The following is a 14,878-nucleotide window of genomic DNA, read 5'->3' as shown; positions in this document are numbered from 1 at the left end:
AAACGTTGTTATGCAGGATATGAAATTGGTCGTTCGGCACGTGAAAGCCAATGCGGGGCTCATCCGCGACTATTTCTCGGTGATCAGCGGATCGGCGGGGCGGCTGGTTATATCGCTGGCCTATTTTGTCGCGCTGGCCAACACGCTGACAATTGCAGAGTTTGGACTGTTCGCCACAGCATCGGCGACCGGCGTGGTACTTTCACGCCTTGTCTCTTTCGGTTTTGTCTCGCCGCTTTACCGTATCTCGACGGTGAAACCGCAGTTAATCGGTGCATATACGGGCGGGTTTCTGGCGGCCGTCATCATATCTCTACCGATCTTCATACTCGCTGCCTATCTGGCTCATCTGGTATTTTTCGGTGCCGATCTTGCGCTTGGAACTTTTGCCGTCATTGTCGGCACTGAAGCCCTGCTCTGGCGCTCCATGGAAGTTGTCGTCATTGTCAATAATGGCCTCAACCGATTTGGCCGGGCAGCGCTGCTTGTCATTATCGGCACGGCATTACGAGCCGGTGCAGCGGTATTATTTGCATTTTCCAGCATTGCCAATCTTGCCATCTGGAGCTGGTGGTATGCAGGCGCCAATGGCATTGCCCTGATCATTGCCATCCTGTTTTTCTATCCGAGAGTGCGGTTGCGGCTGGTGCCGAAACTTTATCGCCGCAGGCTAAGTGACTCATTTGCGGTCACCGGCGCGGAAGTATTGTTCTATGTTCAGTCAGAACTGGACAAATTGCTGGTTCTGGCTGTTGGCGGACCGCAGACAGCCGGTGTGTACACGATCATCATGCGTCTCGTTGATTTGACCGCGCTGCCGGTGCGCTCTTTCAATATGATGCTGGTTCAAAAGCTGATGCGCACGCCCGATATGCTCAAGTCGATGAAAATCCGTGGCGGGTTGGAACTGGGCGTGTTTCTGGTCTCGACTCTGGGCTTGGCCGCGCTAGCGCTTTTCCTGCATATTTTTCCACGGGCCCTGGGCGACAATGTTGCATCAGTGGTTGCCCTGCTGCCCTTGGTCATCCTCGTACCGGGCCTGCGCAATCTCGTTGAATACCAAGCGGAAATACTCTATGCGCGCGGCCAATCGGGTTTGAGGGCAGTCAATCTTGCCGTGCTCGGTATTATCAAAGCGGGGCTGCTGTCCTGGCTTTTGGTGACATTCCTTGAGGTCAATGACTGGCTTGTCTGGCTCAACGCAATGTTCGTAGTGATCTATATCGCTTCTACCGCGCTCACCTACAGCGCGATCAAGAAACCGGCGCGGCGCGTCTAAAAGAACAGTTTGCGAATGCGATCGGTGCCATCACCAAGAAATGACTGAATGCCGATTGCCACCTGATAAGGTGCCATTTCCTCAACGAATTTCACCAGTTCGGCATCGGTTGGCGCGGGTGCCGACCAATGAATCCGGCAGAATTCGCGGCCATCATGGTAATGGCCCCTGGCGTTCAAAACTTCATCGACATAGCGGCCATAGATCATGCATTCTGAAAACTTGCGTGTGCGGCCAATAGCTGCCACCCAGTGCTTGCCGCTGCGCTTCTCTATGAGATTGCACATGCCGATCACCGCATCGCGCCGCCATGCAATGAGGGTTCCGATGTAATCATGCCCCACAATACTAACCGGCGTCACGCCGAGCAGATTTCCCGCATTTTCCGACCAGATGAGCTGATCGCCCGGGACTGGCCGCAACAGATCACCATCGCGCCGGAACAGCCGCATAGTGTTACCGCGCCAGAACGAAGCACAGTCAAATGGCTTGAGAAAAGTCACGTCTGAATCAATGTAGATCAGCGCATCATCATCTGTATATTTGGCAATAGCGATGCGCCGCAACTGCTGCATATGCCAGCCACGCAACGGCATGGTTTTTGGCGACAGCCAGATACGGCGCCTGCCAAAATTCGTGGGATCAGGAAAAGGCCTTATCCAGCCGGGTAAAAGATCGTTTTCATCGATGATGATGCGGTTGGGCGTTTCGAGCTGCTTGAACAAAGCAATATCGCGGTGCTCTACTAGGATATAATGCTTGGTATAGCCCGTCACAAAACGGTCAATGGTCTCGCACAGAAGTTGGCAACGCCGGAAATCCGGCGCGTAACTCGCGGTAACCAGTGCGTTCTTCAATTGCGACCCCTTAATTTTGCTCGCACGACGCGTAGCAGAAAAAGCGGGTTGCCGACAACATAGCGGCGCCACAAACGTCCCGGTTCCTGGGCTAGACGATAAAGCCACTCAAAACGCATTTTTTGTATGAGCAGCGGAGCGCGAGGCACGGCGCCCGCCATGAAATCGAACAATGCGCCGACGCCTAATGCCACGGTGCAATGCTGTGCCGTCAATTTTTGCGCCATGAATATTTCCTGGCGCGGAACGCCCATCGCGACAAGAAGAATATGCGGCGAGAAGTCGTTCAGTGATTCCAGGATACGCGGTTCATCTGCCGCGTTAAAAAACCCGTCGCTGATCACGCGAATCTCGTGCTGAGGAGCGATCCGCCGGAACTTGCCCGCCGCTTTTTCAACGACATCCGGCCTTGCGCCAATCAGGCCGATGCGCAGCGGATTGATTTCGGCTTGCAACAGAGCAGGCGTAAAGTCTGTTCCATTCAAATTGGCGGGAAACCGTGAGCCATGCAGAATCTTTGCGGCGATATCTACGCCGATGCCATCGGGTAGAACCAGAAAATTATCCAGCGCTGCGCGAAATCCGGCGTCTGTTTGTGCAACATTGGCATTGTGAGCATTGAGCCAAGTGATGAGCGTAAAATCATGCGTGGCAATGCACTGGCGCAGCAGATCAATCGCTTCCTGCCATGGCAAAGCAATAACAGACACGCCGAGAATAGAGCGGCTGGGTAAAGCGCTCATGCTCATTTCACCGCTTCAATTCGGCCAAGGCCGAGCTTTAGCTGGCGATCAAAACGGGCCTGTTGCGCTTGCCGGAAAACTTTACCGGAGCGGATCATATCTTCGCCGGACCGTACCTTGCGAACCATTTGGCTGACAGCCTTGGCGAACACTATCGGATCGTCGGCCACCACGCAGTTGTCCGGTATATCGGCAATGCCCCGTATAGACAGCGCTGTAGCGACACTCGGTAAGCCCAGCTCAAACGTTTCGATCGTTTTCAGCTGAACGCCTGTTCCCGCCCGGCTGATCAATGGAATCACCGCGCAGCTGCGAACAAAATCCGTTGCGTCCGGCACACGCCCAGCAAAATTTACCTTTGGCCATGCCGCTTTGAGATCAGCCGGGATGCTGCCAGCAACTGTAATACCAATATCATTGTCCAGATGGGGCGCTACTTCGCGCAGAAACCATTCAAGGCCAATACGATTGGGCTGCCATGTCCACGTGCCTATCAGGCCCAAATCATGTTCAATCGTGCGGCTGGACATTTTCGCCGGGTCCGCTTCAGTTACCAAAGGCAAGGCGGCGGCACGATCAGTTGTATCAAGTTGCAATGCGGCTATGTCTTCATCAGCCAATGTAAAGACGAATGCAGCACTATCGCAAAGGCGCTTTTCCAATCCTGCCAACAGCCGGGATTCGCGATCGAACAGATATTTTTGTATCGGGCTCGTCGCGGCCTCTGCGTTTTCGCGAGCGGAGCGGTGCTCGACATTATGGGCGATGAATATTTGCGGCTTGCCGGTAAAACAATCTTCGAAAGCACCCGCAAGCGCCACACCATTCAATATATAGGCGTCGAATGGTTCCGCAGAAGCAAGTGCGGCTCGAAACTTTGCCCTGGTAATGATGCGCAGTTTTACTGAGGATACGGTTAGTCCTGTGAGCACGGCCTTGCCCAGCCAACGCAATTTGCGGCTAAAGCTCGCCGTATCGTTTCTAACATCCACCTCGCCGAGCAATATTGTATTTTCCGGATCAAGCGGCGTGCTGCCCGGCCAGACAAAGCCGATTACCGTGACCTTTACGCCAGCGCGCTTCAGCCCATCGATAATTGCCTTATTGGCTATTTCATAGCCGGTGGCCGGTTTACCGTCCGGGACGATAGATGTGACGAAAACTACATGCATTGCGGCTCGAACGTAATGAAATATTGAACAAGTGTCTTCTATATCCTCATATAGATAAATAACGGATAAATAGCCCCGTGATGAAACTGAACGGCCACGACAATATAAGTATCGTCATGCAGTCGCCCGGCCTTTCGCCGGAAACGATTGACGTTGTTGTTACTCTGCCAACCTTCAAGCGGCCCGATCACCTGCTGAGGACCCTCGCCTCGCTCAAGGAACAGGCGACAGACCGGTCATTTGCAATTATTGTCATGGAGAATGAGGCGGAGAAACGCGAGGGCGCGGCTGTCGCTTCACCACTGTTCGAAAGCGGCGACTATAGTGGCTTGGTAATCGTCGCGCATGATCGCGGCAATTGTAATGCCTATAATGCCGGTTGGCAGACAGCGCTGGAAATCTTCCCGAACTTCACATCCTTGGTGGTGATCGACGATGATGAGATCGCGGCCCCCGATTGGCTCGAAAATCTTTGCAGAACGCGCGAAGCCTATAATGTCGATTTTGTCGGCGGCCCTCAAATCCCGATATTTGCAAAGCCGGAACACCAAATATGGGCAAAGCATCCTGTATTCAGCCCGCATTATGATACAACCGGACGTGTGCCGATTATTTACTCCTCGGGCAATCTGCTGATTGGGCGAAATGTGCTTGAGGCGATGCCTTTCCCGTTTCTCGACCTCACCTTCAATTTTATGGGTGGCGGAGATTCTGATTTTATCAGCAGGAGCGTGGTCAAAGGCTTTACCATTGCGTGGTGTGCAGAAGCGCCCGTCTATGAAACCGTGCCTGCCCGGCGCGTAGAAGCTGGCTGGATCAGAGCACGCGCTTTGCGCAATGGCGTCATCTCAAGCCTCATCGAAAAACGCAAACGCGCTGACGAACCTTTGGGCAAGGTAAAGACCGTTTTGAAAAGCCTTGCGCTGCTTGCAATTTCGCCTTTTCGCGCCGCGCTGAAAACAGCGCAAACCGGCTCGCTATCTATCGGTGTCTATCAAATTTATATTGGGCTTGGCCGCGTCTTGGCAGAATTCGGATATTCGAATGAGCAATATCGGCAACCTGAAAAGAACTGACGCGCCTATGGCGATACCGATGCGGCTTGTCGCCAGCCTTCTTGCCGGGCTGATTTTGTGTGTTCTGCTTGTGTCATTCCGGCCATTTCAACCGGCGAGCACTGCCATTGCCGGGGGCGGCGGTGATCTGGTCAACCAGCTGGGTTTTGGCGCCCTTGGCGGCGTTTCAATTCTTGCGATGATTGTGTTGGCTGATCCACGCCGTCTGCTTTCTCTTGCAAGCCCGCTGTGGATCGTCATGTTCGGGTTTGTTTTCCTTTCAACGCTTGTTGCTGTCGATCCCGGTGCGGCACAACGTGCGGTCATCTTCACCATTATCGGGGTATTATGCGTCGTGGCTGTTCTGGCGCTTCCACCCGACATGGACGGCTTCTCGCTTGCTCTGATTATTGCTGCAACGGCAGTACTTGTTCTGTCCTATGTCGGATTGGTCGTCGTACCCGATCTCGCCAAGCATACGGCGGGTGAAATAGAGTCTGAACATGCCGGACTTTGGCGCGGTATTTTTGCCCATAAGAATGTTGCCGGGCCTGTCATGGCCTCCTTCGCCTTTGCAGGCATTTATCTCATTCGCCGTGACTGGCGAAAAAGCGGGGCAGCAATTTTGGTATTTGCGCTGGTCTTTGTTGCGCATACTGGCTCCAAAACATCCACTGCGCTGGTCCCCATGGTGATCCTGCTTGTCATGGTTCCAGGTCTATTCGGATTACGAATACTGACTGCGCTGCTCATCGTGGCTGCGCTTGCAGGCTTTTTCTGTTTCACCATTGGCACGCTTTTCTTTCCTCCCTTACACGATCTACTGGTTCAAATGGGAGCCGATGCAACCTTTACGGGCCGAACATCAATATGGCAGTTTGGTCTTGAAAAGCTCAGCGAAACGCCATGGCGAGGCTATGGACTGGAAAGCTTTTGGGAGGCGGCAGTTGTCCGGCAAGCGGAAAACCCATATTATCTGGACTGGGATGTCCGCGGCATAGTTCATGCACATAATGGCTATCTGGATATTGCCATTGCCATGGGCGTTCCCGCGTTGATTTGCGCGATGGTCGTTCTGGTCGTGCTTCCGCTTGTGGACTATGTGCGAACTTTGAGGAAACGCGAGAATATATTTCTCTCCGATTTTCTTATGATGTGCCTGACCTTCTCGCTTATGAATGCCTTTCTTGAGAGCTTTTTCTTTCGCCGGGCGGATCCTGTCTGGTTGATTGTCGTCATGGCCTGTTTCGGATTGCGCATGACGGCCCGGGTTCCATTGCAATCGCGTTCCTGATTTTGACGGAAGCCAGTTGACCGAAGCACCCGGACCGGATCAAAGTGCCGCCCATTCAAATGGAGAGAAAAAATGTCCGATAATGTGGTTCTGGTTGGATGCGGCAATATGGGTTTTGCCATGCTTAAAGGCTGGCTGGACGCCGGGATATTGCAGCCTGACCAAGTCACTGTTGTCGAGCCAACCCCTGCCCTTCTCGAACGCGCTGCAAGTTTGGGCGTGAATGCTGTTGATGACGCATCAAAGGTTGAGGACGATCTCGCACCGCGTGTCATACTTGTCGCGGTGAAGCCTCAGGTGATGCGCGACGTGCTTCCTGCCTATGCGCGATTTGCAGGAACATCGACATTTGTCAGTGTGGCAGCGGGAATAAAAGTAGCATTCTTTGAAGAACATCTCGGTGCAAGCGCAGCGATCATCCGCACCATTCCCAATACGCCGGCAGCAATCGGCAAGGGCATGATAGTGACATTTCGCAATGCCCATGTCGCAGATGATAATGCAGCATTTGTTGACCGGCTGCTTGAAACCAGCGGCGCCGTGGCCGCAGTGGATGATGAAAGTCTGATTGATGTTGCAACAGCCGTTTCAGGATCGGGACCGGCTTATGTATTTCATTTCATAGAAGCGCTGACAGAGGCTGGTGTCCATGCAGGGCTTGAACGGAAGACCGCAGAAATACTGGCCATGCAGACAGTGTTCGGAGCAGGCGCATTGGCCGCTTCAAGCGAGGATACGCCGACAAAGCTGCGGGAACAGGTAACCAGCCCGAAGGGAACAACGGCCGCCGCCCTCGATGTCTTGATGGGTGCAGACAGGCTTAAAAACCTCGTGATCGAAGCGGTTTCCGCTGCACATAAGCGTGCTGTCGAATTGGGTAATCAGGCATAGAAATACGACCGGAAGTTTCCGGTCGTATTCACTGACTTTGCTGGAGGCAAAGAAATTTGGATCAGCTCGGCTTTTTGGTGACGAGCGTCAGCAGCCCTTTTGAATCGAGGCTGGCTATCACAACTGCTTCGGATGTGAGGCCTTTTTCCTTCAACGCGGATGTTACTTCCGGCGATTTATCGATGGAAGAACGCAGTTTCTTTACGTCTTCGTCGCTGCGCTGAGCAACGGCATCGTTGACCTGCGTTTTGGTGGCATCCGGCAATTCATTGATATCGACAATATTGATGGTCGTGATCTGCGGTGCCCCTGTTTGAGCTGGCGCTTCAGGTGATGGAGCAGCAGCGTTTGGAGCGGTCTGCGTAGCTGTCTGGGCATAAGCGGCCGAAGTGGCCAAGGGGAATGCCGCGCAGAGCGCGAGCACTATCATCTTTCGCATCGTTTTTCCTTTCAGATGATTGGCGAACGATCATCTATTGATGATGCCCGCCACTTCACCTGCGAAATTCGATCTCAACCAGTCGATGGCCGGGTTTTTTCAAGGCAATATTGCGGCAAAAATGCGTCCGCCACTTATGCCAACAGACCAACTGGCGCGGGCGTACTATCATGTCCAATCATTGTTTTGGCCAGAATTTCATATGATCGCACCCGCGCCTTATGCTCGAAAATATGGCCCGTAACCATGATCTCATCGGCGCCGGTACGATGGATAAACTCTTCGACACCGGTCTTGATGGCAGGCGCGGCACCAACGACAGAACAGGATAGAGCTTGACGCAGAATCGCCTTTGCATGCAGATCAAGCGTTTCTTCATAGCCCTGAACAGGCGCTGGAAGCGGTCCGGGATTTCCGGTACGCAAATTTACAAAGGCCTGTTGCTGGGATGTTTGCAAAAGTTGGGCTTCTTCATCGCTCTCAGCGGCAAATACGTTGAGACCAAGCATCACATAGGGTTTGTCGAGATAGCGAGACGGCTCGAAACGCGCGCGATAAATTTCGATTGCGCGCTCCATTTCCGCTGGCGCGAAATGGGATGCAAAAGCATAAGGAAGCCCCAATGCGGCAGCGAGCTGAGCGCCGAAAAGGCTGGAGCCCAAAATCCACACGGGAACATCAAGTCCCGCACCCGGAACGGCTATGACATGCTGGCCGGGTTGAGGCTCGCCAAAATAACTCAGCAATTCGACGACATCTTGCGGGAACCCATTAATATCCTGATTGAGATTACGGCGAAGCGCCTGAGCCGTGATCTGATCCGTACCCGGAGCGCGGCCAACGCCAAGGTCAATGCGGCCAGGGTGAAGAGAGGCAAGCGTGCCAAAAGCTTCGGCGACCATCAAAGGCGAGTGGTTGGGCAGCATGATACCGCCTGCACCAAGGCGAATTTTGGAGGTCCCCGCCGCAACATGCGCGATCACAACGGCTGTCGCCGCACTGGCAATGCCGCGCATACTGTGATGCTCGGCAAGCCAAAGACGATGATAGCCAAGGCGCTCGGCATTCTGCGCGAGATCCAGTGAGTTACGAAGAGACTGCGCGGCAGTGCTGCCTGCTGCAATCGGTGAAAGGTCGAGGACTGATAATGGGATCATGAGCTGAATATAGGCCGCGACAAACGCTACACAATGAGGCCACGCGATTTCATGATTCACAAAAATTGAACGTCGATTAAATCGGGATCTTGTTAAATCCTGTTCTTATCCGACTGTGCCGCTGCGAGAGGAAGCCAAGCGCAACTCCATGCCAACAACGGGGCGTCTTTCCTGTGAAAGCTGTTCATCGGATTCGCGAATGGCGGTTTCAATGAAATAGGCAATCATTTCAAAACCCTCATCATCTGCAAGAGCGCATAACCGGGAAAGCTCTGCTTTCAGAACTTCCAATGTCTCGGTCCTCTTATTCATGCCTGCCGCTCCCACAACCCAAAGTTGCGGGACCCTAATACCACATTTGGCATTTTGAAAAGACTAAATCTTGCACGGACCACAGGTTTCGTTAGTAATTTACAGTAAAATTAATTTCAAATTTTATCATGTTGCATGCAACCCTATGAGATCATTCAGTAACGTACTTGCTCAATTAAAAGCTAGACATTTGCACTTCAGGAGTTTCACACATCTTTTTTGATCCGGTCTTGGTGGCATTATCAATAATACCAGAGGCGAGGTCGGAAACGACTTCAACAGCGATATCTTCCGGCAAACCGGTCTCCGCCATGACGGCCCGCATAGCTGCCTCACTTGCTTCAGTACCAGTACCGCAAATATAGGCCTTGGCTTCCAATACAGCCGCCCTTTGGAACTTCTTATTACTAATATCGCCGCCCTCACCTTCGGTTTCCAGAGACCCCTTGATGCTGAAAGCATGACTTGTCATAACAGGGGCAAATGCCAGAAACCCTGTCGTAAGCAATATCATTGATGATCTTAAAAGGTGCATGATTCGCCCTTTCCAGCCATAATCCAAAGCGCGGCAGTTTGCCGTTTTCACCCTCGTTAACCTATTATAAACGATGCGGAGCCGTTTGCGTTCCCCAGGCCTCTTCAACTGGCTGTGATGTCTCGCTTAGAACCATGCGAAAATGTTGCATTGCACCAACTGCAATGCTGCTATGCAATATTGTCTGTATTAAATCACGGTGATTGAGTTATTTTCAGATCAGGAATTTTCGACAGCGTCACCTCCTCCCGACCCTGTCGAAACGGACGGTCTCTTCTCCTCCCAGAAGACCCTCCATAACCAACGAAACCCACCGCACCTCCTCCCGCGGTGGGTTTTGTTGTTTCTGGGCCTCAGGCTGCGCGGGCGCAGAACGGCCACCCAGCTGCTAGCCTCCCATGGAATTGTTCAAAACCCTGCTTCTACAGTGGATTGTGCCAGTCAGGTCATTGCGGGATAGCGGCCACACTCGAAATTTCATTCTCTCGGATGCTCGCCCGGCTCTCATTCAAATAAAAATGCCGTTTCAGTTCTTGCGAAATGAAACGACATTGTAATCAGGCCATAAACGTATCAGGGCTTATAGCTTGCCCGTCTCCAGTTTGCGCCTTGCGACGCTCTCTTCGAGGGTCAATTTCTTTTCAGGCTTTGCACGTTCAGTAAGAGACTTCGGCGGCGGGACAAACGAGACGTCCTTGACCGGCGAATTGGCGGGAACGCCACCAGTCGAACCGGTTGTGCAACCAGCAACGACGATTGCCGAAAGAATAATCAAGGTAGGTGCAACTCGCATTCAACTTTCCTTTTGCATAAAACGCCATTGAGTGGCGCAGGCCTCAAGCGCTGCGAATTTGACATTTGCGTCCCATCCGGTCGCAAACTCTTATGCAAATGTCAAACCCGTAAACGCGGACCACGGTTGACCATCGAATAATGGCGATAGCGCGTCAACGAACAAGAATTGCCCGCAAATCGTTTACATTTGTTCCAGTGGGTCCGGGTACAAAAAGATCCCCAATGGCATCGAATGCCGTCCACGCATTATTGCCATTGAGATAGGCCGATGCGTCCTGTCCCTTTGCCAGCAAACGCGCCACCGTTGTGCTATCGGCAAATGCGCCTGCATTGTCTTCGGAACCATCAATGCCGTCCGTATCGGCGGCAAAAGCACTGATGCCATGGGCGCCATCAATATCCATGGCGAGCGACAACAGGAATTCGGTATTGCGACCCCCTTTGCCTTTTCCGCGCACTGTGACTGTGGTTTCGCCGCCGGAGAGGATCACAACGGGTTTCGTAAAAGGCTGTCCTTTTGCAAGCACGTGTTTTGCAAGAGCCGCATGCACATGAGCAACCTCCCGCGCCTCGCCTTCTATTGCGTCAGAGAGAATGACGGCCTCGATGCCATTTTCCCGCGCAACTTTGGCAGCAGCTTCGAGGGAAACACCAGCCGATGCTATGACATGGTGTTCGTGACCTTTGAAAACAGCATCGCCTGGTTTTGGAGCATCCGCAGCATGTGATTGAAGATGCGCAAGAGCTGCGGCCGGCAAGTCGAGACTGTAGCGGTCCACAATTGCCAGCGCCTCTTCCCGCGTTGTTTCGTCCGGAACCGTAGGCCCGGAAGCGACAAATGCAGGATTGTCTCCGGGAATATCCGACACGACAAGCGAATATACCCGGGCCGGAAATGCCGCTGCAGCAAGACGTCCGCCCTTGATGGTGGATAAGTGCTTGCGAACCGCATTCATTGCCGAAATTGGTGCTCCTGAAGCCAGAAGAACCTTGTTCACTGCAATCTCGTCCTCAATGGTCATGCCGTCCGGCGGCGATGGCAGCAATGCAGAGCCCCCACCCGACACAAGGGCGATGACAAGATCATCCGCCGTCAAACCAGACACGGTTTCCAGAAGACGTTTCGAGGCGACGAGACCCGCCGCATCGGGCACTGGATGGGACGCTTCGATAATTTCTATGTGCTCGCAGACCACGCCAAAACCATAACGGGTCACGACCAGTCCTTCGATGGATGAATCAGGATATTTGGCCGTCCATGCTTTTTCAAACGCGCTCGCCATTTGCGCCGAACCCTTGCCTGCGCCGATTACAATCGTCCGGCCTTTTGGCCTTGGTGGCAGGTGAGATGCAATCACGCGCTCAGGATTGGCGGCGTCCACAGCAGCGCGGAACAGTTTGGTGAAAAACTCCTTGTCTCGCATGGGTGTCAAACTTCCAGATCGAACACAAAGACGCCGTCCGGACCGCCAATGGCTGAAGAGACGATGCGCCCGCCAATGGCTTGATGTTCCGGATGAATGAGATAGGCATCCCGCGCTGCGGCGTCAGCGAAATCAATCAGAAAGCCTTCGGTAAATCCTTTATCCATGCCCACCTCCGGGCTGACATTGACACCGGACCGGAAGGTCAGGGCGCCCGGCAGTTTCGCGCAGAGTATGGCGAGATCATCATAACAAGCCTGTCTATCCGACGTGGGAACCCCGTCACGAAAACGGATAAAAACACAGTGACGGATCATGAAAACCTTCCTTCTGAATATTGGATGCGCATCCTGACGGGATTGCTGAAAATTGCGAGCAATATTTCACTCCCTCAACAAAACGTCAGGTGAAAATGCGCTCTACGGCCATTGCCATAGCAAGCAACCTGCGGTCGGTGCCGTGCTGCGCCATGAGCATTAGCCCCGCTGGCAGTGCCATATCCGGCATCGGCAGGCTGATCGCGGTCAGATCAAACTGGTTGGCCACCTGCGTATTGCGCAGCAGCAGCGATTCTGTTTCCCGGTAGAAATTTTCATCGCTGACCGCCTCGATCGAAGGAGCCATAATTGGCACAGTCGGCAAGGCCAAAAAATTATAGACTCTCAATCGCTGATCCATTTCATGCATCAAAGACTGACGTTTCAACATGAGGTCGATGTAATCGGATTCGGACGTCTCCAACCTACGCAAGAGCGGACGCTGCACACGCTGGTCTACGTCCAGGCTTTCATCTCGCAACCATCCCGCGTGAATCCTGCTTGCTTCGATACCTGCAATCGATCCGGCCAAGGTTGCTCGCGCCATGGCCTCAATCAGGTCATCTATTGAACAGTCGACAATCGTCGCACCGGCTTTTTCGCAGGCTTGAAGACTTAAATCGAATGCCTTTTCAATTTCCGATCCGATATTGCTGAATAATATACCGCGCGGCACGCCAATATGCAGGCCGGACAATGAGAACTGATCGAGGGGCTGCGGACGCTCACCCGCCAAGACCGTGTCGGTAGATGCGCAGTCTGCTACGTTTCGCGCCAAAGGCCCAATGGAATCCAGACTGGGCGAAAGGGGAAACGCGCCTTGCAGAGGAACGCGCCTGGCGGTTGGTTTAAAACCGGTCACGCCATTCAAAGCCGCTGGAATTCGTATCGAACCGCCCGTGTCCGAGCCGATTGAAATTTCGCTCGTGCCTTCCGCTATCGAAATTCCAGCTCCGATAGATGAGCCGCCAGCCACGCGCGAAGAATCCATGGCATTGCCTGCTGTCGGATAGTGCGGATTCAAGCCTACTGCGGTGAATGCAAACTCGGTCATGAGTGTTTTGCCGATGATGACCGCACCCGCTGCGCGCAATCGCTGCACGATGAGCGCATCATTGGCCGCTGCCGCAGCCGTTTTCCGTATCACCGAGCCAGCCAAGGTCGCCTCCCCGGCAACGTCGAACAGATCCTTGATGGAGACTATTCGCCCATCGAGCGGCCCAAGCGTTTCGTTCTTGCGGAAGCGACTGTCCGAGGCCTGCGCCTCCTGGCGCGCTGAACCGGCATAGAGGCGGGTAAAAACCCGCTCGTCTGCCTCACGCTCCATCAAGCGCGCAAGAATATGTTCAAGCCTTTGGGAGGCCGACGGATTTGGATTTGGCAAGAAAATATCCCGCTGGAAATGTTGCGTCACGCTTTCTATAGCGCGAAGACCTTGCGGGTTAAAGTCCGGTAACTTGCCATGCACCGAGTGCAAGGGTGCGTTGCAACATTCACAGTTTTAAATCGATATTATTTGAAGCAATCTACGCAACAGGGAGGGCAACAATAAAAGGGGTAAGAGCCATGAGCCTTCGCAATCGCATTCAGAAATATCGTCAATATCGCCAGAATCTCCATGAGCTGCGCCTGTGCAGCGATCGCAATCTTGCTGATCTTGGTATTTCCCGCGCCGACATCCGCCAGGTTGCCTGGATGGCGTGCAACTAATCAAACCCGTAAAGTTTTAAAAGGGCGCCGTGGGCTTTGCTCCGGCGCTTTTTGTTGAGTGTTTGGTGGCACGACATCCGATGCATCGCATTGCACGGCGCACATCAAACCGGTACTAAGAAGCTCGTGGGACAATATCCGATGATCGGAGCCCGGGGTGAGCATTCTACAGTGATCAAAGCATTCATCATACATCTGGCACGGTCTACAGACAGACAGCAACAGGTAGATTTGCTTAGCCAAACGCTCCCTGTTTCGACCGATGTCGTCGACGCTGTCGATGCCAGAAAACTGACCGATGAAGATGTCCGCCGTGTCTACAAAGCCGGACTGCATGCTCCGCGCTATCCCTTTGATCTCAATATCAGGGAAGTCGCCTGTTTCCTGTCGCACCGGAAAGCATGGCAAGCGATCGTCGACCAAAATCTCACAGCGGGGCTGGTGCTTGAGGATGATGTTGCCCTGACGCCCGAATTTGCCGCGGCATATTCCGCAGCTGCCCGATTTGCAGGCCCGACGGATTTTATCCGCTTTCCATTCCGGCCTCATCGCGAACAGGGGCCGGAGGTTTTTGCCGCTGACAACGCCCGCATTCTGCGCGCCAAACCGGTCGGGCTGGGAATGGTAACCCAACTCATCGGCTACGAAGCGGCCAAACGATTACTGGCTGTCACCGAAACCTTTGACCGTCCGGTTGATACGATGTTGCAGATGAACTGGATAACAGGACTGTCGCCGCTCGCAGTCGTTCCTGGCGGCGTCAGGGAAGTTTCTTCGCAACTTGGCGGCAGCACAATTCAACAGAAGAAACCTTTGCTGGAAAAATTAAGGCGCGAAATATTACGGCCGATTTACCGAATGCGGGTCAACGCCTATTCTCGCGGCAAGGAGAGCTGAC

Annotated in this window: 17 protein-coding genes; 6 read left to right on the top strand and 11 right to left on the bottom strand. The window is 53.4% G+C overall.

Annotation, left to right across the window (positions count from 1 at the left end):
- The first annotated feature begins 19 nt into the window (after positions 1 to 19).
- A complete protein-coding gene (locus ACTJI9_RS09415; protein WP_115051595.1) occupies positions 20 to 1,279 on the top strand; it encodes a lipopolysaccharide biosynthesis protein in 1,260 nt (419 codons plus the stop codon).
- On the opposite strand, the gene ACTJI9_RS09410 is transcribed toward ACTJI9_RS09415, so the two are convergent.
- From ACTJI9_RS09410 to ACTJI9_RS09400, 3 genes are read right to left on the bottom strand one after another with little or no spacing between them, the layout of a single operon-like run.
- Positions 1,276 to 2,136, bottom strand: a complete 861-nt coding sequence (locus ACTJI9_RS09410; RefSeq protein ID WP_440807513.1) for a DUF6492 family protein — start codon at positions 2,134 to 2,136, stop codon at positions 1,276 to 1,278. The genes ACTJI9_RS09415 and ACTJI9_RS09410 overlap by 4 nt on opposite strands.
- The gene (locus ACTJI9_RS09405; RefSeq protein ID WP_440807511.1) at positions 2,133 to 2,879 is read right to left on the bottom strand and encodes a WecB/TagA/CpsF family glycosyltransferase; all 747 of its coding nucleotides are present in this window, start codon (positions 2,877 to 2,879) and stop codon (positions 2,133 to 2,135) included. The genes ACTJI9_RS09410 and ACTJI9_RS09405 overlap by 4 nt, the downstream gene beginning before the upstream one ends.
- 2 nt (positions 2,880 to 2,881) lie before the next feature.
- Positions 2,882 to 4,051 (bottom strand): glycosyltransferase family 4 protein, encoded by a 1,170-nt coding sequence (locus ACTJI9_RS09400; RefSeq protein WP_440807508.1) that lies wholly within the window; start codon positions 4,049 to 4,051, stop codon positions 2,882 to 2,884.
- 77 nt (positions 4,052 to 4,128) lie between these two features.
- On the opposite strand from ACTJI9_RS09400, the gene ACTJI9_RS09395 reads away from it, so the two are divergent.
- From ACTJI9_RS09395 to proC, 3 genes are all read left to right on the top strand, one after another.
- Positions 4,129 to 5,127 (top strand): glycosyltransferase family 2 protein, encoded by a 999-nt coding sequence (locus tag ACTJI9_RS09395; RefSeq protein ID WP_370878799.1) that lies wholly within the window; start codon positions 4,129 to 4,131, stop codon positions 5,125 to 5,127.
- Positions 5,096 to 6,400, top strand: coding sequence for an O-antigen ligase family protein (locus ACTJI9_RS09390; RefSeq protein ID WP_440807506.1), 1,305 nt, complete (start codon positions 5,096 to 5,098; stop codon positions 6,398 to 6,400). The genes ACTJI9_RS09395 and ACTJI9_RS09390 overlap by 32 nt, the downstream gene beginning before the upstream one ends.
- Positions 6,401 to 6,472: 72 nt before the next feature.
- Entirely contained in the window at positions 6,473 to 7,291 is an 819-nt protein-coding gene (proC, locus tag ACTJI9_RS09385) for a pyrroline-5-carboxylate reductase (protein ID WP_115051268.1), read from the top strand.
- Between the two features lie 61 nt (positions 7,292 to 7,352).
- Here the strand turns inward: proC and ACTJI9_RS09380 are convergent, their stop codons facing one another.
- The 8 genes from ACTJI9_RS09380 to ACTJI9_RS09345 all read right to left on the bottom strand — a co-directional run bounded on the left by ACTJI9_RS09380 (position 7,353) and on the right by ACTJI9_RS09345 (position 13,654).
- Positions 7,353 to 7,730, bottom strand: a complete 378-nt coding sequence (locus ACTJI9_RS09380; RefSeq protein WP_115051269.1) for a hypothetical protein — start codon at positions 7,728 to 7,730, stop codon at positions 7,353 to 7,355.
- Positions 7,731 to 7,864: 134 nt separating this feature from the next.
- Entirely contained in the window at positions 7,865 to 8,887 is a 1,023-nt protein-coding gene (locus ACTJI9_RS09375; protein ID WP_337353931.1) for an LLM class flavin-dependent oxidoreductase, read from the bottom strand.
- A gap of 105 nt (positions 8,888 to 8,992) precedes the next feature.
- The gene (locus ACTJI9_RS09370; RefSeq protein ID WP_115051270.1) at positions 8,993 to 9,199 is read right to left on the bottom strand and encodes a hypothetical protein; all 207 of its coding nucleotides are present in this window, start codon (positions 9,197 to 9,199) and stop codon (positions 8,993 to 8,995) included.
- A gap of 175 nt (positions 9,200 to 9,374) precedes the next feature.
- Positions 9,375 to 9,713 carry a hypothetical protein gene (locus ACTJI9_RS09365; protein ID WP_440807501.1) on the bottom strand — a complete coding sequence of 113 codons (339 nt, stop codon included), beginning with the start codon at positions 9,711 to 9,713 and terminating at the stop codon, positions 9,375 to 9,377.
- 601 nt (positions 9,714 to 10,314) lie between these two features.
- The gene (locus ACTJI9_RS09360) at positions 10,315 to 10,527 is read right to left on the bottom strand and encodes a hypothetical protein (RefSeq protein ID WP_115051272.1); all 213 of its coding nucleotides are present in this window, start codon (positions 10,525 to 10,527) and stop codon (positions 10,315 to 10,317) included.
- A gap of 154 nt (positions 10,528 to 10,681) precedes the next feature.
- Positions 10,682 to 11,953, bottom strand: coding sequence for a glycerate kinase type-2 family protein (locus tag ACTJI9_RS09355; protein WP_440807498.1), 1,272 nt, complete (start codon positions 11,951 to 11,953; stop codon positions 10,682 to 10,684).
- Positions 11,954 to 11,958: 5 nt separating this feature from the next.
- Positions 11,959 to 12,270, bottom strand: coding sequence for a Dabb family protein (locus tag ACTJI9_RS09350; RefSeq protein ID WP_115051274.1), 312 nt, complete (start codon positions 12,268 to 12,270; stop codon positions 11,959 to 11,961).
- An 85-nt stretch (positions 12,271 to 12,355) separates the two neighbouring features.
- Positions 12,356 to 13,654 carry an amidase gene (locus ACTJI9_RS09345; protein ID WP_440807495.1) on the bottom strand — a complete coding sequence of 433 codons (1,299 nt, stop codon included), beginning with the start codon at positions 13,652 to 13,654 and terminating at the stop codon, positions 12,356 to 12,358.
- Between the two features lie 182 nt (positions 13,655 to 13,836).
- On the opposite strand from ACTJI9_RS09345, the gene ACTJI9_RS09340 reads away from it, so the two are divergent.
- Entirely contained in the window at positions 13,837 to 13,980 is a 144-nt protein-coding gene (locus ACTJI9_RS09340; RefSeq protein ID WP_336440595.1) for a DUF1127 domain-containing protein, read from the top strand.
- Between the two features lie 141 nt (positions 13,981 to 14,121).
- Positions 14,122 to 14,877, top strand: a complete 756-nt coding sequence (locus tag ACTJI9_RS09335) for a glycosyltransferase family 25 protein (RefSeq protein WP_440807492.1) — start codon at positions 14,122 to 14,124, stop codon at positions 14,875 to 14,877.
- Position 14,878: the final 1 nt, after the last annotated feature.

The organism is Phyllobacterium sp. 22552 (genome assembly GCF_052044585.1).
GTDB lineage: Bacteria > Pseudomonadota > Alphaproteobacteria > Rhizobiales > Rhizobiaceae > Phyllobacterium > Phyllobacterium ifriqiyense.
This window is presented reverse-complemented; position numbering and strand designations above follow the sequence as displayed.

Coding starts and splice junctions, on each gene's coding strand:
- ACTJI9_RS09415 (WP_115051595.1), top strand. CDS start 20: ATGAAATTGGTCGTTCGGCACGTGAAAGCCAATGCGGGGCTCATCCGC.
- ACTJI9_RS09405 (WP_440807511.1), bottom strand. CDS start 2,879: ATGAGCGCTTTACCCAGCCGCTCTATTCTCGGCGTGTCTGTTATTGCT.
- ACTJI9_RS09400 (WP_440807508.1), bottom strand. CDS start 4,051: ATGCATGTAGTTTTCGTCACATCTATCGTCCCGGACGGTAAACCGGCC.
- ACTJI9_RS09390 (WP_440807506.1), top strand. CDS start 5,096: ATGAGCAATATCGGCAACCTGAAAAGAACTGACGCGCCTATGGCGATA.
- proC (WP_115051268.1), top strand. CDS start 6,473: ATGTCCGATAATGTGGTTCTGGTTGGATGCGGCAATATGGGTTTTGCC.
- ACTJI9_RS09380 (WP_115051269.1), bottom strand. CDS start 7,730: ATGCGAAAGATGATAGTGCTCGCGCTCTGCGCGGCATTCCCCTTGGCC.
- ACTJI9_RS09375 (WP_337353931.1), bottom strand. CDS start 8,887: ATGATCCCATTATCAGTCCTCGACCTTTCACCGATTGCAGCAGGCAGC.
- ACTJI9_RS09370 (WP_115051270.1), bottom strand. CDS start 9,199: ATGAATAAGAGGACCGAGACATTGGAAGTTCTGAAAGCAGAGCTTTCC.
- ACTJI9_RS09365 (WP_440807501.1), bottom strand. CDS start 9,713: ATGATATTGCTTACGACAGGGTTTCTGGCATTTGCCCCTGTTATGACA.
- ACTJI9_RS09360 (WP_115051272.1), bottom strand. CDS start 10,527: ATGCGAGTTGCACCTACCTTGATTATTCTTTCGGCAATCGTCGTTGCT.
- ACTJI9_RS09355 (WP_440807498.1), bottom strand. CDS start 11,953: ATGCGAGACAAGGAGTTTTTCACCAAACTGTTCCGCGCTGCTGTGGAC.
- ACTJI9_RS09350 (WP_115051274.1), bottom strand. CDS start 12,270: ATGATCCGTCACTGTGTTTTTATCCGTTTTCGTGACGGGGTTCCCACG.
- ACTJI9_RS09340 (WP_336440595.1), top strand. CDS start 13,837: ATGAGCCTTCGCAATCGCATTCAGAAATATCGTCAATATCGCCAGAAT.
- ACTJI9_RS09335 (WP_440807492.1), top strand. CDS start 14,122: ATGATCGGAGCCCGGGGTGAGCATTCTACAGTGATCAAAGCATTCATC.